The organism is Micromonospora sp. NPDC048947 (assembly GCF_040649495.1).
In the GTDB taxonomy this organism is placed as follows: domain Bacteria; phylum Actinomycetota; class Actinomycetes; order Mycobacteriales; family Micromonosporaceae; genus Micromonospora; species Micromonospora alfalfae.
The window spans coordinates 29,951-51,409 of sequence record NZ_JBEZFO010000028.1 but is presented as its reverse complement, the minus strand read 5'-3'; the positions used below and the strand labels follow the sequence as shown (position 1 = coordinate 51,409).

Below are 21,459 nucleotides of genomic sequence, written 5' to 3'. Positions count from 1 at the left end.
ATGTTCGACAACGACCGGAGCCGGCCGGCGACCCTCGGCATCCTCGGGGCCGGCAAGGTGGGCACGGTGCTCGCCCGGCTCGCCGTCGCCGCCGGCTACCGGGTACGGGTGGCCGGCTCCGGCGACCCGGCGAAGATCGCCCTCACCGTCGAGGTCCTCGCGCCGGGGGCCGAGGCCACCACGGCTGTCGACGCGGCAGCCGAGGCCGACGTCGTCATCCTCGCCCTGCCCCTGGGCAAGTACCGCAGCGTTCCCGCCGAGGCGTTGCGCGGCAAGCTCGTCGTCGACGCCATGAACTACTGGTGGGAGATCGACGGCATCCGCGACGACCTCACCAACCCGCGTACCTCGTCGAGCGAGACCGTCCAGGCGTTCCTGCCCGGCTCACGCGTCGTGAAGGCGTTCAACCACATGGGCTATCACGACCTGGAGGACGAGGCCCGACCGGCGGGGACGAGCGGCCGCAAGGCCATCGCGATCGCCGGCGACGACAACGCCGACCTCACCGAGGTCGCGGCCCTGGTGGACGCGCTCGGCTTCGATCCTGTCGTCGCCGGCCCGCTGGCCGAGGGGGTACGACTCGAACCGGGCAGCGAGTTGTTCGGCGCCAACGTGAGCGCCGACGAGGTACGCGCCATGCTCGACCGCTTCGGAGAGTCGGAGCGGGGGCGAACCATCACCGCCGCCCGAGCCTCGACCGCACCCGAGGCCGCCTAGACGTCGAACGCCGCCCGCGGTTCGAGGTGCTGGCCCACGGCGTACTGCTGGTCGAAGTCGGTCGGGCCGAGCGCCTCGGTCGCTGCGACGCGCATCCGGGCGAGGTCCGCCGCGTCGTCCGGGTCCGGCACCTGGCCGAGCGCCGCGAACGCGGCGTCCGCGACGCCGATCATCCGGGCCGCGCGGGAGTGGTCCCCCTCGGCGGTCGCGAGCGCGGCGCCGGCGACGCAGACGTACGGCACGAAGTCGGCCCACCCGTTGTCGAACACCCGCTCGCGGTTCTCGGCGAACAGCGTCCGCGCCACGTCGAGGTTGCCCAGACCCAGCTCGCAGAATGCGAGGTTGTGATATTCGGAGTTGACCGTCTCGGGTTGGCCGAGCGCCTCGTTGAGCGCGATGCTCTCCCGGTACAGGTCCCGGGCGCGGAGCAGGTCGCCGGACATCCGAGCGACGCCAGCCAGCACGTGTCTCGGCCGTTCCTCAAGGCTGCGGTCGCCGGAGCGCAGCGCCACCTCCAGTGCCTCCCGGGCCCGGGCCTCTCCGCCCGGCAGGTCACCGCCGCGAATGGCGACCCGGGCGAGGCTGTACCGGGCCTCCACCTCGCCCGCCGGGTCGCCGGCCGCCTGCGCCCGCTCGATCTCGGCCTCGCTCATCCGCACCACGGCGTCGGTCTCGCCCCGCCGAAACGCCGAACGCACGCTCTCACTGAAGGTCATGGCCCTCTCCCCCGTCACTGGCACCGCCCGGTCGACATCGTCCGTCACCGCGCGTGGAACATGGTCCAGGTCTCCACGAGCGTGAAGCCCATCGACTCGTAGAGCGGCCGACCCATCACGCTGGTGTGCAGGTAGGCGGCATCCGCGCCGGCAGCGATGCCGTCCCGCAGAACCGTTTCGGTGATCACCCGGCCCAGGCCACGGCCCCGGGCGGACGGAACCACGGCGATGTTGAACACGCCGACCACCCCGGACGTCAGCATCCCGAGCCCGGTGCCGACGGGCCGGCCCGACTCCTCGGCCAGGTAGCCGGTGATGGGCTCGGCGTCGAGCACCGCACCGCCCGTCAGCGATCCGAAGAGGCCCTCGGGAACCTCGAAGCTCCGGGTGAGCGCGTCGGTGTAGAGGTCGTTCTCGGCGGCGCCGACCTGACGCACCGAGGGTCGCTCTGCCGAGCCGGCACGGAAGGTGAGATCGTCCGCCGCGCAGGCCAGCAGGGGCAGCTCGGCGCGTTCAAGGAGGCCGTGCCGGGCCGCGAGGCCGGCGACCTGGTCGTCCGCCTCGCCCCTGACGATGATCGACCAGTGCGCGGCCTGCCTGCCGACCTCGGTCGCCATCTCGTCGAGTGAACCGAGATCGGGCTCGGTGGACCTGTCGTAGGCCGCGTTGAGCGTCGCGACGCCGGCCTGCGTCACCCCCGCGCGGGCGGTGCCCAGCTCGGCGTACCCGCCCTTCGGGGTCACTGTGCACAGCGTCTCGAAGGCGTCGAAGTACGCCGCCGCCATCCGATCGGCGCTGATGTTCATGACGGACTCCCTAGACCGGTCGTTCTGCTTCGGTCGACAACCTAGCCACCGACCACGCGGACCGGCAAATCACTGGCACGATGCCCGCCACCTGCTGTCCGGTCTCGAACCGATCAGGAATCGAGAAGCCCGCCCGGGCCGAGCGCCCTAGCCTTTCCCCAGGTGGACGGCAGCATGCCGACCTGCACGACGATAGGGAGCCCGAGAATGTCCGCGAAAACCACTACCGTGTCCGACGGCTTCAGCGCCGAGGAGCGGGCCGCGATGAAGGAACGCGCCGCCGAGCTGCGCGCCGAGGGCAAGAAGGGCGCCAAGAAGGCGGACGGGCTGCAAGCGGTCCTCGACCGGATCGCGCAGATGGAGCCGGAGGACCGCGCGCTCGCCGAGCGGGTGCACGTGACGGTGACCGCCGCCGCCCCCGACCTGACGCCGAAGACCTGGTACGGGATGCCCGCCTACGCGAACGAGGACGGCAAGATCGTCGTCTTCTTCCAGGACTCCGGCAAGTTCAGCTACCGGTACTCGACGGTGGGCTTCCAGGACCCGGCCAACCTCGACGACGGGGACCTCTGGCCGGTGGCGTACGCGTTGCAGCAGTGGAGCCCGGCCGTGGAGAAGAAGATCACCGAGCTGGTGCAGAAGGCGATCTCCTGACCGATGCCCGCCCCCTCGTCGGCTGGCCCACGGTGCGATGATCGAGGGCCGGAGAGCCGACGGAGACGGGTGGTGCGGACGATGCGGTACGGGCCGCCAGCGGTACGAGGAGTCCCCCGATGACCGGCCGGGCCGGCGAGGTGTTCGACGCCGGTCGGACGGTGTCCGACATCGAGTCGCTGCTCGCCGCGGACCTGCCCACGGACGGTGTCCCGGTCGACGAGGGCGACCCGGCCACCGGTGAGTGGACCGGCACCCGGGGTGCGGGCTTCCGGATCGCCCCGCTCTGGGAGAGCGAGGCGCTGACGGGTGTGTACGGCGCCGAATGGAACCAGGCCGAGGAGGCCGCCGAGGCGAACCTGGCCCTCGTCGTACGGGAGTTGGACCGGAGGTGGGGTGCGCACCGCAGGGTCTGCATGCGGGTGCCGCTGTTTCGGCATCAGGCCGGTGCACCAATGCCGGCGCTGTTCCAGTCGCTCAGCGACAGGGACTGCTACGGCGATCTGACGGTCTGGGGGCCGACTGTGACCGAGGGTCGGTGGGTCGCTGTCTCGGTCAACCAGTGTGACGGCGACGCTCCCATGATCATGACGGCGGTCGTCAGTCAAGTGCCGATCATCGAGCTGTCGGACTGACCTGCCCGGTGACCCACGGCCCGGGTGTGGGGCTGTCATCGACGTTGCCGACGGCTCCTATGGTTCGGGCATGTCGATCACAGACCAGGCGTTGGCCATCGAGGCGGCGGAAGCTGGGGGCGCAGTCGTCCGCTCCCGGTACGGCTCGGAGCTGACGCGCGTCATGAAGACCGGCGGTGACTTCGCCACCGCTGCCGACGTCGAGGCCGAGCGGGCCGTCCTCGACGTCCTGCGCGCGGCGCGTCCGGACGACGCGGTGGTGGCCGAGGAGAGCGGGCGTACGGGTACCGGCGACAACGGGCGCACCTGGCTGGTCGATCCGCTGTGCGGCACGTTGAACTTCGCCGCGCGGACCGTGCTGGCCTCGGTCAACGTAGCCCTGCGGGTCGGGTCGGACGTCACGGTGGCGGCCTCGGTGGACCCGTTCGCCGCCGAGGTGTTCTGGACCGACGGCACCGCCGCGTACGTCCGGGGCGCGGGGACTGACGAGCGACTCGTCCCCTCGGCCGAGTCGACGCTCGTCGACCTGAATCTCGATCCGCCCTTTCCCAATCGGGACGTCTTCCTGGCCGCCCGCCTGCTCACCGACGAGGGTTTCCTCGAACAGTTCCGGCCCCGGGTGGTCTCCACCAGCCTGGCCGTGGCCTGGGTCGCCGCCGGTCGCCGCGCCGCCTATGTGACCGACCGCCACGACCTGCGCAACAGCGTCCACTTCGCGGCCGGAATCGCGCTCTGCCAAGCGGCCGGCTGCGTGGTCACCGGGCTCGACGGTCAGCCGCTGCACACCGGTGGGGACGGTCTCGTCGTTGCCGCTGACGAGCGGACGCACGCCGCCCTGCTGACGCTCGTCCGGAAACAGGGCTCGCTATCGACCCGGCCTTGACATGAAGTGCGGTTGAGGTTCTAGCGTCCCTAGATGATCACGCCAGGGCCGCCGTGCCCGGACGTACGTCAGCTGAGCACCACCGTCGAAGGGATTCCGATGTTCCTGTCCCGCCTTCTCCGCCCGCGTACCGTCGCGAGCGCGCACTGCGACCTCCCCTGCGGCGTCTACGACCCGGCGCAGGCCCGCATCGAGGCCGAGTCGATCAAGGCGATCTCCGAGAAGTACCAGGCCAGCGACGACCCGGAGTTTCGCACCCGCGCGTTGCTCATCAAGGAGCAGCGAGCCGAGCTGGTGAAGCACCACCTCTGGGTGTTGTGGACCGACTACTTCAAGCAGCCGCACTTCGAGAAGTACCCCCAGCTGCACAGCCTCTTCAACGAGGCGACGAAGCTGGCGGGTGCCGGCGGCGCGAAGGGCGCCGCGGACCCGGCGGTCGCCGAGCAGCTCCTCGGGAAGATCGAGGAGATCTCGAAGATCTTCTGGGAGACCAAGCAGAACTGATCAACCGGCACCCTGTGGCACCTGCCACAGGGTTCGGCGTACCGCGTTCGGGAGGAACCGCATGACGTCGCGCACCGACCTCGTCGAAGAGTTGATGGGCCGTTTCCCACACGTGCCACGGGAGGCGGTCCTCAAGGAGGACCTGCTGCGGGGCGGGCTCGCCTTCGACGACGCGGCACTGACCGACAACGAGCACGGCGACGTCAAGCCGAAGTCGTACTTCATCTTCTCCTTCGACCACCGGACGCTCCCGGAGTTGGGGACGGCGGCGCTGCGCCGGCCACCGGAGGAGATCGTGCTCACCGGCGGCCCGTACGACCTGCGTCGTACCGTCGTGTCGGTCCGCACCAACCCCAGCTCGCCGTACCGCGTCGGCACCGACAGCGACGGTCGACTGCGCCTGTTCCTGGACGGACGGCCGATCGCCGATGTCGGGTTGCCCCCCATGCCGGCGTACTACCGCCACACCCTCGCCAACGGCAAGTCGGTGATGGAGGTAGCCCCGACGATCCAGTGGGGCTACCTGATCTACCTGACCGCGTTCCGGGTCTGCCAGTACTTCGGCGCCAAGGAGGAGTGCCAGTACTGCGACATCAACCACAACTGGCGCCAGCACAAGCAGGCCGGCCGGCCCTACACCGGGGTCAAGCCCGTCGACGAGGTCCTTGAGGCCCTGGAGATCATCGACCGGCACGACGTCGATCGCGCGTCGCAGGCGTACACGCTGACCGGTGGCAGCATCACCTCGCAGGTCAACGGGCTGGCCGAGGCCGATTTCTACGGCCGGTACGCGCAGGCGATCGAGGAGCGGTTTCCGGGACGGTGGATCGGCAAGGTGGTGGCCCAGGCGCTGCCCCGAGCCGATGTGCAGCGGTTCCACGACTACGGAATCCGCATCTACCACCCCAACTACGAGGTGTGGGACAAGCGGCTGTTCGAGTTGTACTGCCCAGGCAAGGAGCGATACGTCGGTCGGGAGGAGTGGCACCGGCGCATCCTCGACTCCGCCGAAGTGTTCGCCCCGCGCAACGTGATCCCGAACTTCGTGGCGGGCGTGGAGATGGCCGCCCCGCACGGCTTCACCAACGTCGACGAGGCGATCGCGTCCACCACCGAAGGGCTTGACTACTTCATGTCCCGGGGGATCACGCCCCGGTTCACCACCTGGTGCCCGGAGCCCACCACACCGCTGGGCCGGACGAACCCGCAGGGCGCGCCGCTCGAATACCACGTCCGCCTGCTGGAGGCGTACCGGGCGACGATGGACGCCCACGGCCTGTCCAGCCCGCCCGGGTACGGCCCGGCCGGGCCCGGACGGGCGGTCTTCTCGGTCAGCTCCTTCATGGACACCCTGCCGTCCACTGATTCGTGACGGACGGGCTCGGCTGGCCCGCCCGGTTCGATCCGCCGGTGAGCGGTATACCTCTGAGGCATACCGCTCACCGGCGGGGTTGTGACTCACTCGTCTAGCTGGCGTACGTCTCGAACTCACCGACCCGTGGCGTACCGCTGGAGCTGTTGATCCTGAAGTTGATTTTGCTCATCGCGGTGGCCGAGAAGGTGATCGAACCGGCTCCGCTGCCGGAGGCCAGGACGGCGCCGTTGTCGTTGTTGATCAGTTGCCAGGACCCGATGGAGCCCTGGGTGCCGGACGGCTCGCGGATCACCACCCGGGACACCCGGGTCGCGGAGCCCCACTTGATCGAGATCGTGCCGGTCGACCCGGCCGGCGACCAGTAGGTGCTCAGATCGCCGTCGCGCACGTTGCCGTAGCTGGTCCCGCTGGCCTTGCTGGAGCCGTCGGCGCCCGCGCCGAGGCTCAGGTTGGTCCCGCCGGTGGGCGGAGGCGTGGTGGGCGGCGGGGTCGTGGGCGGAGGCGTGGTCGGCGGCGGTGTGGTGGGCGGCGGGGTCTGCGGCGAGCAACTGCCGTCTGACACCTTCAGGCCCGTGTTGGCGCCGACCGTCTGGCGGACGACGTCCGGCACACAGCTCGCCCCGTCGAGGCGGTACGAGTACGGGATGCTGACGGTGGTGTTGGAGGTCGGGTTGGGGCCGGCGGGGTAGTTCTCGCTGCCGGCGCTGGACCAGGTCACGTTGTCGAAGACGTTGCCGGCGACCTGCCAGTAACCGCGCTCGTTCGTGTAGAAGGTGCCCAGCACGTCCTTGGAGTCGCGGAAGTAGTTGTTCTCCACCTTGGCCCTGGCCCCCGCCCGGGAGTTGATCCCGGACTCGTGCAGGCTCACGTAGTGGTTGTTGTAGATGTGGGCGACCCCGCCGCGCAGCAGCGGCGTACGGGAGTCGATGTTCTCGTAGAGGTTGTGGTGGTACGTGATGAAGCCGTTCGACAGGTCGCTCTCACTGGACCCGACGAGGCCGCCGCGACCGGAGTTGCGCAGGATGCTGTAGGACAGCGTCACGTACTGGGTGTTGTCCTTCATGTCGAAGAGGCCGTCGTACCCCTCGGACTCGCCACCCGAGGCCTCCAGGGTGACGTGATCGACCCAGACGTTGCGGACAGTGCTCTCCATGCCGATGGCGTCCCCACCGTTGGAGGTGGGCGAGCCCGACTTCTTGACGTTCCGCACCGTCACGTTCTGGATGATGATGTTGCTGGAGTCGCGGATGTGGATGCCGAGCTGGTCGAAGACGGCGCTGCCGACCCCGATGATGGTGACGTTGCTGATCTGCTTGAGCTCGATCACGCCCGCCGCCGTGTTGCAGCTCGACCCCGACACCTTGCTGGTGTTGCCGTGGTTGATGGTCCCGCTGACCTCGATGGTGATCGGGGTGCTGCTGCTGCTCCGACCGCAGAGAGCCGCGTGGATCGCCGTGCCGGTGGTGGCCCGTACCGTCTGCCCGCCCGCGCCTCCGGTGGTCCCGCCGTTCTGGGTGGCGTAGCCGGTGGCGCTGCCGACGGCCGCCGAGGCCTGCGGGGTCGGCAGGGCCACCACCCCGACCGCGATCACCACGGCCGCCACGGCCAGCACTGCCTGGCGTCGCAGCACAACTGGTCGTCTCATGTCGTCTCACCTTCGCATTCGTCTCGTTACCGGCTTCGAATCGACGGACATCGCGACCACACCCGCCCACGGACGGCATTCAGAAATTGGCGGCAGTCAATCGCGGAGTCTTCATCAAGGTCGCTCGCGCCCTGGTAGAAGCAGGGTTGGGTCGTGTGAGCGGAGTGCGCCCGGTGACATCGCTCGCCCGACCGTCATATGAAACATCGATGTAACGCAATCGTAGGAAAGCGGTTTCCCTGAACGCAATAGCTGACGCTTGCAGGTTTGTTGCAGCGCTCGGTATTGACACCGCCGAGCCCGCCACCGATGCTCTGCTAAATCAGTTTAGCGACCGGCTGACTCCGACCCGTCCCACTCCCGGTCCCCGGGCGGATCGCTGGCTGAGGGCTCCACCCCCGAGAAAGGACCCGCATGAGACTGCGAAAGTCACTGATCCCGCTCGCCGCCACCCTCGTCCTGGCCGGCGCCTCCGGCACCGCGTACGGCAGCCCGAGCGACAGCAGGGGCGCCACCGACGGAATCCGCAGCATCACCCCGATCACCACCGTCTACACCTACGGCCAGAAGGTCTCGGCGGTGGCGATCGAGTACGGGGCCACCGTCAACCCCCGCACCCTCGACACCGCCACGTTCTCGGTGACCGACACCATCTACAACTTCCGCTTCAACCCCATCGAGGACCTGCCGAAGCTCGCCGACCGGACCGTCACCCACACCTACACCAACGGGACACCAGGCACGCGTGCCGACCACCGATCGGCGCCAGGCCGGTACGTCATCGTCGAACTCGACCCCGCCGACACCGGCGGCTCGACGGTCATCGTCTCCAAGTGCCCGACGTTCCTCTGTACGGTGAAGGTCAATCCGGAGCTGCCGACCCGGGTCGTACAGCGCAAGGACGTGCACGGCCAGCCCGGCCGTGGGGCCGGCAAGGGGCCGGTGCTCGCCCGGGCCACCCCGCGCGAATCGCGTCCGGTCACCGAGAAGCCGATCAACCAACTGGTCGACGAGTTCACCTACGGCTCGTTCCTGAGTGGCGGAATGGTGCTGCCGTACCACTACCACCTGCCGAAGAACTACCAGCCGGGCCGCAAATACCCACTGATGGTCGTCCTACCCGGCCACGGCATGGGCTGGGACGGTGACAACCTCGGCGTCCAACTCGCCGCCGACATCCCGGCTACAGCGTGGCTCCAGCCGCAGTGGACCGGCACCGCCGAGGACGTCATCGTCCTGGCACCCCAGCACCAGCGGGTCGGTGGGGTCGCCGAGGCGGACCTGCTGGTCAAGCTGCTCGACCAGTTCGTCGGCCAGTTCGCGGTGGACACCCGTCGGGTGTACGCGACAACCGTCTCGTACGGCTCCCAGCTGCTCTGGGAGGCGTTCGCCAAGCGTCCCGACCTGTTCGCCGGCGGGTTGGTGACCGGTGGTTTCCCGGTCAACGCCACCCAGGCGACCGCCATCGCGGCGGCCGAGGTGCCGGTGTGGATCACGCACGGCGAGCACGACCACCTGCTCAACGTCTCCGGCGCGCGTAACTCCACGTCGGTGCTGCGGCAGGCGTACGCCGCCCGGGGCAAGACGCCGGAGCAGGCAGCGGACCTGGTGCGCTACACCGAGTACGCCGACGCTGCCTTCTCGTTGCCGGACTACCACGCGGCGTTCGGGCCGACCTACGAGGACGCCGGCATCCTGCGTTGGCTGCTGGGCCAGTCCAGGTCCTGAGGCCGCGGACCGGGCGACGCCTCGCCGCGACCCGGCAGCGCGATGTCCTCGCGCCGATGGGTCACCGGCGGGTGTCGCCCGCGTCGGGCTCGGCAGCAGCGGGCGCGCCCCCGACGAGCACTGACTCCTGACCCTCCTGCCGGCCCTCCTGCCTCGCGCGGGCCAGCAGCCCGGCCAGCCGACGCCGCCGGTGCCGGGACGCCGCCCGCAGCCCGAGGAGCAGGCCGGCGAGCAGACCCAACAGTGCGAGCTGCGCCCACGGTACGACCCAGGTGGTGACGGTGGCCGAGGCCGGTCGGAGGTCGGCCCCGGCCTGGCCGTCGCCGAGAAGCGTCGGCGAGGTGCTGACTGTGGTGCGGAGGCGCCCCAGGGCCCAGACGCCGTCGGCCCGGGTCTGCACCGTCCGGACGCCGCCGGGCAGCAACTCCTCGACGGCGCTGGTGGCGTCGTGGCTGCTCCGGCCCAGGAGGTCGGACATCGCCACCCGACTCGTTCCGCTGACCCAGACGTTGCCGTCGTTCTCGACTGTGTAGCGGACCCGCACCGTGCCACCGGCGAAGGGGTTCCACGACGGGGAGTACGTCGCCCCGAGGCCCCGGACGGCCAGGGCGGCCTGCGCGGAGCCGTTCACCCGAAGCATCACCCGGAAGCCGACGCGGCTCTCGACGTTGACAGTGCCGCCGGTGCTGGTGACGGTAGCGGCGATGCCGGCCGGATGGTCGCCCGGTGTGGCGCCCCGGGGCACCGTGATCGTGAACGGCACCACCCGTGTCTCGTTGGGGCCGACGGTGACCTTCTCCTGCACGTCGATCCAGGTGCCGCCATCGACGGAGGGGCGGTCGGACGACAGCATGTTGAAACGGCCCTTGTCGGTGAGGTAGCCGTCGGCCGCCTTCAGGGAGAAGGCGACGGCGGTGCGGCTGAAGTTCCGTACCGCCAGGTGTTCGGTCACCGCCTGCCCCGGGTCGAGGCTCGCGTTGATCCATCGGCGTTGGTCCGGCCCGCTCGCGGTGGCCGGTTGGACCGTCCAGGTCAGGGCCTTCGGGTCCGGTTCCGCCGCCGCCGCGCTCGGCGCGGCCGCAACCGCGAGGGACGCGACGGCGAGGACGACGAGCGCGCGGCGCAGCGGGGTGACGGTCATGAAACGGCCCTTCGGCACGGGGCTGGGCGGGGGCCCGATCCGGGCCCCCGCCCAGGCCACTACTCGAACAGTGAGAGCGTGAGCGTGGAGCTGTACGCGCCGGCGGCGACCTCCGCGGGGGTCCGCAGGTACAGGTCGGCGTTCACCGAGTACGAGTCGCTGGCGACGGCCTCGGAGTCGAAGGCCGAGACCAGCAGCTCCTGGTCGACGAGGCCGACATTGTTGCCCGGCTGGGTCGCCTCGTCCAGGCTGGTCACCACCTCCTCGCCCTCGGTGACCAGGCCGGTCTCCCCGCCGTCGAGCAGGCGCGGCTTCCAGCCGAAGTGGTCGGCGGTGATCGGCGCCTGGCCGGTGGCGCCCGCGAAGTCGGTAGCGCTGCCGAGCACCGCCCAGTTGGCGCCGGCGGGCACCTCGTCGGCGACACGGGTGTCGGTGACAGTCACCGTCGGCAGCGTGCCGACGAACTGGCGAACCAGCAGGGTCGAGCCGTCCTCGGACAGCGCGACGGCGTCACCGGCGATCGACAGGGCCAGCACGCCCGGTTCCCTGATCTCGTCGATGTCGACGGTGACCCGCACTCTGGCGTCGTCACCGGGCTCGGCCAGCGCGGGCGACGGCAGCACCGCCGCCCCGGTCAGCACCGCGCCGACGACGCCGGCCGCGAGTGTCTGCCGCCGTTTGTATGTGTTCATGTGATCTCCGTTCTCCGCCATGAGGGGTTATCCGCCGCAGGTGCCGGCGGGGTGTTGCACAGTGCGGACTGTCGTCACGTCGTGTCCGCCGATCGCCCCGGTCACCCGGGCGGTCGCCGAACCCGCCGGCACCGACACGGCACGGCTGTTGAAGGACTGGTACGCGTTCGCGCCCGGCGCGACGGCGGTGAACGACCGCTCGCCGTACGGCGTCTCGAGGGTGATGCCCACCGGCGCGTCGTGGTCGTTGCGCGCCTGCACCGTCACGTACGCCTTGCCGCCCACGCACCGCGTGGAGGCGGTGAGCGTGACGGGCAGGTCGAGGCTGGCCGCCGCGAAGGCCCAGTTGTCGATCTCGAAGAGGTCGACGCCGGTCGGGCCGGTGTAGGTGAAGTAGACGTCGTGCACGCCGCTGACACCGTCGAGCTCGGCGGTCACCTCGGCCCACTGGCCGACCGGGCTGTCCACAGTGGCAGTGCCGACGACGGGACCGTCGACGTCGTCCAGCCGGACCTGGATCTGCCCGCCGGCGGCGAGCGCACGCACCCGCGCCGTCAGGCGCTGCGCGCCGCTGTCTCCGAAGTTCACCGAGGACAGCGCCGTCCAGTCCCCGTTGTCGATGTCACGGACCACGAGGTTGGGTGCCGCGCCGCCGAACTGGGCGGAGCTGCCCTCGACCTTCGTCGTCGCGACGCCCTTGCTCCAGCCGAAGGTCTCGGCTTCGAAGACGCGGTACGGGTCGAAGTCGCGGACCTGTTCCACGCCGGCGTAGGTGCCGACGACCTGCTGGATGGTGCCGTCCGGGTTGAAGGTCAGTTCCTGGATGTGCGGGCTGCGGTACCCCTGGGTGGTGTTGCCGTTGATGCGCTTGTTCAGCGTCGGGGCGTGGTACGTGAAGTAGTACTTGCCCCCGAACTCGAACACCGACTGGTGGTTGTTACCACCGGTGCCGGCCCCGAAGAACTGCGACTGGTTGGGGAAGAGCACACCGGCGTAGGTCTCCTTCGGCCACGACATCGGCCCGTCGGAGATCATGTAGCCGATCTGGCCACCCCCCGGGTAACCGGGGAGCGGCTGCTGGCCGCCACCGAAGTCGTTCCCGCCGAAGTGCGAGGAGTACGAGAAGTAGTACTTGCCCTGGCGCTTGAAGACGTGGCCCGCCTCGAAGGCGACCGGGGCGTCGACCACAGCGGCCGTTCCCTCGGTGGAGACCATGTCGTCGCCGAGCTCGATCGACCGGATGTTCTTCGGGTTGTTGAAGCGCTCGGCCGGCGGCATGCTCGTCGACGCGGGACCACCACCGAAGTACAGGTACGGCTGGCCGTCGTCGTCGACGAACGGGGCCGGGTCGAACTTCCACGCGACGGCCTCGGCGCCGGGGGTACGACCGTCGATCAGCGTGCTGGTGCGCTCGCTGGTCCACGGGCCGAGCGGCGACGCACCCGTGATCACGTTGCTGGAGCCACCGCCGTTGGCGTAGTAGAGGAAGAACTTCTCCACCCCGTTCACCACCTTCTTGGTGATGCCCGGAGCCCACGAGTTGGCGGTGAACGGGGCCACCCCGTTCGGGCCGGCGACCTGGATCTCACCGTGGTCCGTCCAGTTCACGAGGTCCTCCGAAGAGATCACCGTGATCTGGTTGATGTCGCCGTAGTTGATCCCCGGCGAGACGCCAGTGGTCGGGTTCGGGGCGTAGCCCTGGGTGTCGTTGGTCATGTACATGTAGACCCGGCCGTCGTGCACGAGGCCGAAACCGTCAGCCCCGAACTTGTGCCCGATCAACGGGTTGTGCTCCCCGGGCAGTTTGCCGACCACCTCGATGGTCTTCGACGCGGGCGCGGGCGGCGCGGCGCCGACCACCGACACGTCGTCGAGCTTGAAGTCCATCAGGTGCACTGCCGGGTCGGTGGACGGCGTGCTCGTCCAGGGGGTCTCGAAGAACAGGCGCGCCGTCGACACGCTCTGCGTCGTCGGGATCGTGAACGTTCCGTTGAACTGCGCCCACTGGCCCTTCGTCGCCGTCACGCTGACGAGGTTGGTGTAGGTGCCCCCGCCGTAGTGCATGGTGGCGAAGAACTGCTTCGTCGCCGGTCCGCTCTCGTTCTCGTACTTGATGCGGGCCGTGAGGGTGTATGCCTGGCCGGCCTGCACCTTGCCGCTGAGGTCCTGCATCGGGCCGGACCCGGTGGTCGTCCGGCTGGTGACGAGCGCCGCGTTCGCGCCGGAGTAGGCGTCCGACGTGGCCGACAACTGGGCGCCGTCGGCGGCGTTTCCGTTGTTGACGAACCAGTTGGTCAGGCCGTCCTCGAACCCGCCGTTGACGACGAGGTTCGTGTCGGCGGCCTGGACCGGCGCCGCCGGGGCGACGAACCCCGTGGTCAGCATCAGGCCGACCGTCGCGAGCGCTGCGACCCGTCCTCGGGTCGCCCGTCGCATTCGTTGTTCCACGAGACATCCTCCTTCATCTCTGACGTGCGGTCATCGGTGTACGGGGGATCGGTGGGTGCGCTTCCGTGGGTGGTCCGGACATCAGGGGGTCGACGGCCGCCACCGGTCCGACAGTGGCCGGCGGCGCGGGACAGGTCCGCTGTTCCGCGCCGCGCGGCCGTCGCCGGTGGTGCTGGTCGGTGAGCCGAGGGCTCGTGGTGGGGTTATCCGCCGCAGGCGTTGGCGGCGTGCTGGGCGGCGTGGACGGTGGTCACGTCCCGGCCGGCGACCGCCCCGGTGGCCCGGACCGTCGCCGAGCCGGCCGGCACCGACGACGCGCGGGTGTTGAACGACTGGTAGACGGTCGCCCCCGGCCCGACGGCGGCGAACGACCGGTTTCCGTACGGGGTCTCGACGGTGATGTCGACCGGCTCGTCCGCGTCGTTGCGCGCCTGCACCGCCAGGTAGGTCCTGCCACTCAGGCAACGCGCCTCGGCGGTGGCCGTCACCGGCAGCGCCGCCAGCACTCCGAGTCGGGCCAGTTGGTAGCTGAGTGCCCGCTCCGGTGCGTCGATCTGGTTCTGGGTGCCGAACTGGCCGCCCCGTGCCGCCGTCGCCGCCGCGAGCGCGGACTGCGTCGCGGCCCAGGCGTCGGCCGGGTAGTGGCGCGGGTCGAGCGTCTGCGCGTGGGCGACGGCCGCGTCGAGGGCTGTGGTGTCCAGTGGCCGGGCCTGCGCGGTCAGCACATCGCTGAGCAGGTAGTCGTCGAAGTCGACATGGCCGCCGGTTTCCTGGGTCGCGTAGTTGAACAGGCCCACCCGGTGACCCATGAAGTGGGCGAGGCTGCCGTCGAGCGCCTGCGGGCCCACCCGGTTGCCGAGCCGGGTCCACTGGATTCCGTCCAGGCTGTAGTAGAACGTCGTCCACAGTTGCCCGACCGGCGAGGAGAAGTCGAGGTCCGCCTTCAGGTGCACCTCGGTCGCGTCGCCCAGCGACACTGTCGTGCCGGCGAGGAAGTTCTCCAGCGTCGACTGGTCGAGGTCGACCGCGAACGGCTGCGACCGGTTCACGACGCCGAGGGTGTTGACGTCACCGACCCGCTTGACCGCCACGTACGAGAATCCGCGGTTGTAGGCCGCCAGGCCCGCGACGTCGCCGTTCTTCATCCCGGAGATGTCCATCCGGGTCTGGACCGACTGTCGTGGCCCGAACGTCCGCTGCGAGAGCGTGTTGCGTGCCTCCTCGAACCACGCCAGCTCGGCCCGGTTGGACAGCTTCGTGTAGACGTACTGGCCGGTGACCACAGAGCCGGCCGTCAACCGCAGCCAGCCGTCGCGGTCGGTGAGTGACCAGTACCGGTTGTCCGGGGCATGGTTCCACTCCCACGCCAGGTCCAGCCGCGACCCATTGGGGGCGATCTCCGCCGGGTCGAGCGGCGCGGGGACCGTCCACTGCTCGTCCTGGTACGCCTTGTGCGGCGCGTCGTTGGCGAAGTCGTCCGAGGCGACGATGCTCTTCTGCCGCTCGAACAGCTCCTCGGCCGGGCTGAGCCGGATCGGCTTGTCGAACAGGCCGTTCACAGGTACGACGCCGTTGGTGCCGAAGGTCGGCCACCCGTTCTGCCAGGTGGCGGGGATGAGTGCCGGGATCCGACCGATCGGGAACGTGTCCCGGAAGAACATGCCGTGCCAGTCGGTCCCGCCGCCCGCACGGCTGATCGGCACCAGGCTGCCCTGGGCGAAGCCGTTGGAGTTGAGCACTCCGCGCGCCTCGTAGGTGTTCACCCCACCGGCCGAGGTGTAGCGCCCGAGCAGGTCCTTCGACCGGAACATCACCACCTGGCGGCCCTGCCCGGACGGCCAGGTGATGATGACGGCGTAGTACCAGCCGTCGATGTGGTAGACCTGCGCGCCCTCGAACAGACCGCCGATGAACGGCTGCCCGGCGTAGTTGCCGGCGGTGAAGATGTTCGGGTAGTCCTGCGCGATGGCGGTCAGGCCGGCGTTGAGGCGTACGGCGCTGGTGCCGCCGGAGCCGTAGAAGATGTACGGCGTGCCGTCGACGTCGAAGAAGAGCGACGGGTCGTGCAGGCCGCGGCCGAGGGCGGTGCGCTGCCACGGGCCGTTCTCGATGTCGTCGGTGCGGTAGAGGTACGCCCCGCTGAGGTTGTTGGTGTTGAAGACCGCGTAGAACGTGCCGTCGTGGTAGCGCAGCGACGACGCCCACTGGCCCTGGCCGTACGAGTTCTGGCCGTTGCGCAGTGAGAAGGAGTCGCCGATGCTGGCCCGGTCGAAGACGTAGTTGACGATCTCCCAGTTGACGAGGTCGTACGACTTCATGATCGGCGCGCCAGGGCTCAGGTGCATGGTCGTACTGATCATGTAGTAGATGTCGCGACCCTCGTCGTTCTCGGCGGCCGGCACCCGTTCGACGCTGATGTCCGGCACGTCGGCGTTGAGCAGCGGCACCGAGTAGGTGCCGTCGCCGGTGTCGGTCGAGGTGTACGACGATCGGGGCGACCATCCGTCGGCAGCGTGCGCGGCGGCGGGGGTGGCCACCAGGATCGCACCGACGAGAACGGCCGTTGATGCGAGCGCGCACAGTGGACGGAGACGATCGGCGAGCACTGTGGACGCCAGTCGGGTCAACGTGGTGCTGGCGTGGTTGGTGGCGGCGTTCAGGCTGTTCACAGCGGATTCGCGGGCGATGTTCAGGACACGCGAGCGGACCGACACGACCAAGACGAGCTCCAAACGCGAGAGCGGCGTGAAGGCCATCGTGTTATCGCTAACAACGCCTGTCAAGACTATCAATGAAACGTGCCCGAACTATCCCCGTAACACCGCCAGCCCTCCACAATGGACGGTGGTCCCGCACCACCCCCAGCCTCGGTGATCATGAAGTTGTTGCCACCTTGCACGGCGTGTCAGGGCAACAACTTCATGATCAACCGAGGTGGCGCGGGGGCGCCGGAGGTCAGGCTTCGAGGCAGGAGCGGACGGCGGCGGTGAGGCGGTTGGCGCGCTCGTCGCCCATCCCCCGCATCTGGTTGACCACGTAGCCGAACCCCACCTGATGCTCGGCGTCGGCGAAGGCCAGATTCCCGCCCGCGCCGTCGTGGCCGAAGCTGCGCTCCCCCAGCAACGGCCGTGCCGGTGGCGAGTGCAGCAGGAAGCCGGTCCCCCAACGCTGCCCCGAGTCCGGCGGGCCGTGTCGCTGCTGGCCACTTGAGCGGACGACCACCGCGTCGTCCACCGACGCCGCCGTGAGCAGTGGCCCACCCGCAAGGTCCGACACACAGGCGGCGTAGAGGCGCGCGAGGCCCTCCGCGGTGCTCACCGCGCCCGCGCCGGGAACACCGGCGGCCCGGATGGCGTCGTCGTTGAAGCTGACCAGGCCGTCGGCGTCGGCGGGAAAGGCGAAGGCGCCTCCCATGGTGATGCCGCGTTCGGCGACCGGGTCCACGAACGGGTCAGCGTCCGGGGGCGGTGCCAGGCCCCAGGCGACGGTGTCGCTCTCGGCGGCCGGCAGCCCGAGCCAGGTGTGCAGCCCGAGCCGGTCCGCGACGGTGTCGGCGAAGAACGCGCCGGGCAGTTGGCCGGTGATGCGGTGAATCACCTCGCCGACCAGCCAGCCGTAGGTCATCGAGTGGTACCCGTGCGCCGTACCCGGCTCCCACAGCGGGGCCTGCGCCTCGATCGCCTTGACCACCGGATCCCACGCCAGCACCTCGTCGAGGGTCAGCGGCCGGTCCACAGCGGGCAGACCTGCCTGGTGCGTGAGCAGCCAGCGCACCCTGATGTCCGCCTTGCCGCGCTGTCCGAACTCCGGCCAGTAGCGCGTCACGGGAGCGTCGAGGTCGAGCCGGCCCTGTTGGGCCAGCAGGTAGGCGCAGATCGCCAGGATCCCCTTGGTGCAGGAGAAGACGACGACCGGCGTGTGCGCGTCCCACGGTCGCCCGGTACGGGTGTCGGCCACCCCGCCGTACAGGTCGACGACCTTGCGGCCCCGCGCGTAGACGGTGACCGCGGCGCCGACCTCTCCCCGGGAGGTGAAGTTGTCGCGGAAGACGTCGGCGACGCGCCCGAAGCGATCGTCGACGTCGCCGTGGATCTGCGGCTGTGTGACCACTGCCTACCCCTTCACTGACCCTTGGATCAGGGCCTTGATGAACTGTCGCTGGAAGATCAGGAACACGATGAGGGTCGGGGTGAGGATCAGCAGCGACCCGGCACACAGCAGCACCAGGTCGGTGCCCCACTGGCCCTGGAACGCTCCGAGCGCCCCGGCCATCGTGCGTTTGCTGGCGTCGTCCACGAGGACGATGGCGAGCAGGAACTGGTTCCACGTCCAGAGGAACATCAGAATCGTCAGCGAGGCGATCGCCGGCCGGGCGAGCGGCACCTGGACCCGCCAGAACAACTGCCACGTGCTGCTGCCGTCCACCCGGGCCGCCTCGGACAACTCGACAGGCACGTTGGTGAAGTGCGCCCGCATCCAGAACACCGCGAACGGCATGTACAGCCCGATCAGCGGCAGGATGATGGCCCAGCGGGTGTTGAGCAGCCCGAGGTCCTGCATCTGGTAGTAGAGCGGCGTGACCACGGCCTCGAACGGCAGGGTCAGACCCAGCAGGAAGAGACCGAAGACGAGTCGGCCACCGGGGACCCGCAGCTGACCGAGCCCGAAGCCGGCCATGGTCGCGATGAGCACCGACACCGGTACGACACCGGCCACGATGAGCAGGCTGGAGCGGAGCAGGGCGCCCATGTTCGCGGCGGTGAAGGCGTCGGCGAAGTTCCCCCACTGCGGGTCCGACGGCCACTCCAGGCCGCTGGGCACTGTGCCCCGGGGCTGCAACGCCGCCGAGAGCATGCTCACGAACGGCAGCAGGGTGACGACGATCAGGGCGATCAGGAAGACCCGGCCGGTCAGCTGTTCGCGTCGGCTCAGGTTCACGGCTTCTCCCCTCGGCTCAGGCGCTGGATCGGCAGCACACACGCCAGCACGAGCAGCATGAGCACTACAGCGAGCGCCGAGGCTAGCCCCACCTGCCGCTGCGAGAAGGCCAGCCGGTAGATCTCCAGGCCCGGCACTGTGGTCTGGAGGCCGGGGCCACCGCTGGTGGAGATGTAGACGATGTCGAAGCTCGCCAGCGCCGCGATGATCGTGACGGTGAGGCAGACGCCGATCTCCTGGCGCAGGCTGGGCAGGGTCACAGCGAGGAACTCGCGGACCGGACCGGCACCGTCGAGGCGGGCGGCCTCGTACAACGCCGGATCGATCTTGCTCATGCCGGTGACCAGCAGAATCGTGCAGAGACCGAGCAGGACCCAGGCCCCGATGACGCCGACGGCAGGCAGCGCCGTGTCGAAGTCGCCGAGCCAGGCACGAGCGACGCCACCCAGCCCGACCGCGCGCAGCGCCTGGTTGACCAGACCGTTCGACGAGAGCAGCCAGCTCCACGCGATGCCCGCCGCCACCAGGGGGATGACCTGCGGCAGGAACAGGATGGTCCGGACGACGGTGCCGAACGCGCCGGTGGTGATCCGGCGAACCATGCTCGCCACCAACAGCCCGAGCGCTACGGGAATGAAGCTGAAGAAGACGATCAGCACTATCGCGTTGCCGATGATTTTCAGCAGGTCGCTGTCGGTGAAGACGGTGAGGTAGTTGTCAAGGCCCACCCAGCGGGCCACCCCGATGCCGTTCCAGTCGTAGAGCGAGTACTGAAGCGTCAGGACGAGCGGGCGCAGCACGAACACCGCGTACATCACCAGGGCGGGCAGGACGTACAACCAGCCCGTCCCGGCCGCGCGGGCCCACCGGAATCGGTGGGCCCGCGTGGGGGTGGGGCGGGCGCGACGATCGTCACGCCCGGTTGGTGCGCTGCCGAGGGCAGACGTCATCGGGACAGTTCCTTCTGATACTCGGCCTGGACCGCCTTCACGTACCCCTCGGGCGTCTGCTGACCGGCGATCAGCTTCTGCATCTCCGGCGTGATAGCGGCGGCGAAGATGCCGCCGGTCGCGTTCGCCGTGAAGTCCACAGCGCCGTTCTCCGCGCCGAGTTGCTGCGACGCCTTCAGGGTCTCGGCCAGCACCGTGTTCGGGGCAGCGCTCGGCACCGGCAGGTCACTCGGGCCGCCGGGGCTGGAGCCGCCGACGGTCACCGAGATCTCGCGGGCCTTGGCGTTGGTGTGCACCCAGTTCAGGAAGTACGCGGCGGCGTCCGGGTTCTTGGCCTTGGCGGAGACGCCGAAGGTGTTGGGGGCGGACATCGCCACGTGCTTCCCACCGGGAGACTCGGTGGGGAAGAGAAAGAAACCGACGTTGCCGGGCATCGACTTGTCGAGGTTGGCCGACTCCCAGTCGCCGTTGAACATGAACAGGCCGTTGCCCTTCTGGAACTCCCCCACCATGCCCGCGTAGTCCAGGGCGTTGGCGTCCTTGGTGAAGTAACCGGCCTGGGCCCACTTCTGGATGGTCTGGGTGGCCTTCAGGGCGGCCGGGGTGTCGAACGTGGCCCCCGGCTTCTGGAAGATCCAGTCGGCGACCTGGGTCGGGTCGCCGAACTGGTTCTGTAGCGCCTGGTGCGGGAAGTTGATGCCCGCGGTGTTCTTGTTGAACTGCATGATCGGCTGGACCCCGCCGGTCTTCGCCTTGGCCAGCAGCTCCTCGAACTCGGCGACAGTGGTCGGCGGCTGGGTCATGCCGATCTGACTGGCCAGCTTCTTGTTGTAGAAGACGCCGGTGACGCTGTAGCCGAGCCCCATGCCGTACAGCGAGCCGGTGCCCCGGGTGTTCTCGCCGACGCGCAGCTGCATGAGCTGCGAGGCGGGGAACTTGTCCCAGCCGTACGCGGTGAAGTACGGGTCGAGGTTCTTGAGCAGGTCGTCCTTGACCAGGTCGACCATGGTCGGGAGCCGGATGATGTCGGGCGAGTTGTCCGAGGCCATCACCCGGGGAGCGTTCTCCACGATCACCGTGAACTGGTCCTCACGGATGTTGAACTTGACGTTCGAGTGCTGCTTGGAGAACTCGTCGGCCAACGCCTTGGCCAGCGGGAAGCCGGTCTCGGCGTACATGTCCAGGGTGATCGGGTCGGTGCCCAGCTCCGTCTTGACGGCGGCATCGGACTTCTGGGTCGACGACCGGTCCTCGCCCGGCGCGCTACAGGCCGTCGCGGTCATCCCCACCGCGAGCAACGACGCGAGGAGCACAGTTCTCCGTCGCGGAAACTTTGTCAGCAATTCTGTCATTTCATGACTCCTTGACATCTCCACGCGTCCCGCGACCCATGGCCGCGCGACGGCTCCACCGGGACCACCGCGACCGGGTGGCCGCCACGACACGTACGCCGTGACAGTCGCCCGGGCGCAGCACCCGTACCGTCAGCAGAAAAGAACCCGGCACGGCCACCGAAGGCGCCTCTGGATGCACCAGAAGTGGTCGCTAAACTGATTTAGCAGAGCATGCGCGTGGCACGGGGAGCTGTCAAGGACTACTTGGCAACGGTGCGGAAACGTCGGGTTCA

Annotated in this window: 18 protein-coding genes; 7 read left to right on the top strand and 11 right to left on the bottom strand. The window is 69.3% G+C overall.

Annotated elements, in window-relative coordinates; translation table 11 throughout:
* Nucleotides 1–717 (top strand): NAD(P)-binding domain-containing protein, encoded by a 717-nt coding sequence (locus AB0B98_RS30260; RefSeq protein ID WP_357367004.1) that lies wholly within the window; start codon nt 1–3, stop codon nt 715–717.
* Here the strand turns inward: AB0B98_RS30260 and AB0B98_RS30255 are convergent.
* Nucleotides 714–1,433, bottom strand: coding sequence for a tetratricopeptide repeat protein (locus tag AB0B98_RS30255; RefSeq protein WP_357367002.1), 720 nt, complete (start codon nt 1,431–1,433; stop codon nt 714–716). The genes AB0B98_RS30260 and AB0B98_RS30255 overlap by 4 nt on opposite strands.
* A 44-nt stretch (nt 1,434–1,477) precedes the next feature.
* Nucleotides 1,478–2,239, bottom strand: coding sequence for a GNAT family N-acetyltransferase (locus AB0B98_RS30250; protein WP_357367000.1), 762 nt, complete (start codon nt 2,237–2,239; stop codon nt 1,478–1,480).
* Nucleotides 2,240–2,446: 207 nt separating this feature from the next.
* Between AB0B98_RS30250 and AB0B98_RS30245 the strand changes: the two genes are divergently transcribed.
* The 5 genes from AB0B98_RS30245 to AB0B98_RS30225 all read left to right on the top strand — a co-directional run bounded on the left by AB0B98_RS30245 (nt 2,447) and on the right by AB0B98_RS30225 (nt 6,287).
* Nucleotides 2,447–2,893 (top strand): hypothetical protein, encoded by a 447-nt coding sequence (locus AB0B98_RS30245; protein WP_357366998.1) that lies wholly within the window; start codon nt 2,447–2,449, stop codon nt 2,891–2,893.
* A 119-nt stretch (nt 2,894–3,012) separates the two neighbouring features.
* Entirely contained in the window at nt 3,013–3,528 is a 516-nt protein-coding gene (locus AB0B98_RS30240) for a hypothetical protein (RefSeq protein WP_357366996.1), read from the top strand.
* 70 nt (nt 3,529–3,598) lie between these two features.
* Entirely contained in the window at nt 3,599–4,411 is an 813-nt protein-coding gene (locus AB0B98_RS30235) for an inositol monophosphatase family protein (protein WP_357366994.1), read from the top strand.
* Nucleotides 4,412–4,510: 99 nt separating this feature from the next.
* On the top strand, nt 4,511–4,915 hold the full coding sequence (gene sodN, locus AB0B98_RS30230; protein WP_357367033.1) for a superoxide dismutase, Ni: 405 nt from the start codon (nt 4,511–4,513) through the stop codon (nt 4,913–4,915).
* A 61-nt stretch (nt 4,916–4,976) separates the two neighbouring features.
* Nucleotides 4,977–6,287 (top strand): radical SAM protein, encoded by a 1,311-nt coding sequence (locus AB0B98_RS30225; RefSeq protein ID WP_357366992.1) that lies wholly within the window; start codon nt 4,977–4,979, stop codon nt 6,285–6,287.
* A gap of 94 nt (nt 6,288–6,381) precedes the next feature.
* On the opposite strand, the gene AB0B98_RS30220 is transcribed toward AB0B98_RS30225, so the two are convergent.
* Nucleotides 6,382–7,935, bottom strand: coding sequence for a polysaccharide lyase family 1 protein (locus AB0B98_RS30220; RefSeq protein ID WP_357366990.1), 1,554 nt, complete (start codon nt 7,933–7,935; stop codon nt 6,382–6,384).
* Nucleotides 7,936–8,349: 414 nt separating this feature from the next.
* Here AB0B98_RS30220 and AB0B98_RS30215 point away from each other — a divergent pair, with 414 nt between their 5' ends.
* Entirely contained in the window at nt 8,350–9,663 is a 1,314-nt protein-coding gene (locus tag AB0B98_RS30215; RefSeq protein WP_357366989.1) for a hypothetical protein, read from the top strand.
* Between the two features lie 61 nt (nt 9,664–9,724).
* Here the strand turns inward: AB0B98_RS30215 and AB0B98_RS30210 are convergent, their stop codons facing one another.
* The 8 genes from AB0B98_RS30210 to AB0B98_RS30175 form a co-directional block, all read right to left on the bottom strand.
* Nucleotides 9,725–10,804, bottom strand: coding sequence for a hypothetical protein (locus AB0B98_RS30210; protein ID WP_357366987.1), 1,080 nt, complete (start codon nt 10,802–10,804; stop codon nt 9,725–9,727).
* Between the two features lie 59 nt (nt 10,805–10,863).
* Nucleotides 10,864–11,496 (bottom strand): hypothetical protein, encoded by a 633-nt coding sequence (locus AB0B98_RS30205; RefSeq protein ID WP_357366985.1) that lies wholly within the window; start codon nt 11,494–11,496, stop codon nt 10,864–10,866.
* A 27-nt stretch (nt 11,497–11,523) separates the two neighbouring features.
* Complete coding sequence (locus AB0B98_RS30200; RefSeq protein WP_357366983.1) at nt 11,524–13,944, bottom strand: family 43 glycosylhydrolase; 2,421 nt, start codon at nt 13,942–13,944, stop codon at nt 11,524–11,526.
* Nucleotides 13,945–14,147: 203 nt separating this feature from the next.
* A complete protein-coding gene (locus AB0B98_RS30195) occupies nt 14,148–16,613 on the bottom strand; it encodes a glycoside hydrolase 43 family protein (protein ID WP_357366982.1) in 2,466 nt (821 codons plus the stop codon).
* 286 nt (nt 16,614–16,899) lie between these two features.
* The gene (locus tag AB0B98_RS30190; RefSeq protein ID WP_357366980.1) at nt 16,900–18,054 is read right to left on the bottom strand and encodes a serine hydrolase domain-containing protein; all 1,155 of its coding nucleotides are present in this window, start codon (nt 18,052–18,054) and stop codon (nt 16,900–16,902) included.
* Nucleotides 18,055–18,057: 3 nt separating this feature from the next.
* Entirely contained in the window at nt 18,058–18,882 is an 825-nt protein-coding gene (locus AB0B98_RS30185; protein WP_238666868.1) for a carbohydrate ABC transporter permease, read from the bottom strand.
* Nucleotides 18,879–19,832, bottom strand: a complete 954-nt coding sequence (locus tag AB0B98_RS30180; RefSeq protein ID WP_357366978.1) for a sugar ABC transporter permease — start codon at nt 19,830–19,832, stop codon at nt 18,879–18,881. The genes AB0B98_RS30185 and AB0B98_RS30180 overlap by 4 nt, the downstream gene beginning before the upstream one ends.
* Nucleotides 19,829–21,184: an extracellular solute-binding protein gene (locus AB0B98_RS30175; RefSeq protein ID WP_238666866.1), complete on the bottom strand. Its 1,356-nt coding sequence runs from the start codon at nt 21,182–21,184 to the stop codon at nt 19,829–19,831. Before AB0B98_RS30175 ends, AB0B98_RS30180 begins: the two co-directional genes overlap by 4 nt.
* Nucleotides 21,185–21,459: the final 275 nt, after the last annotated feature.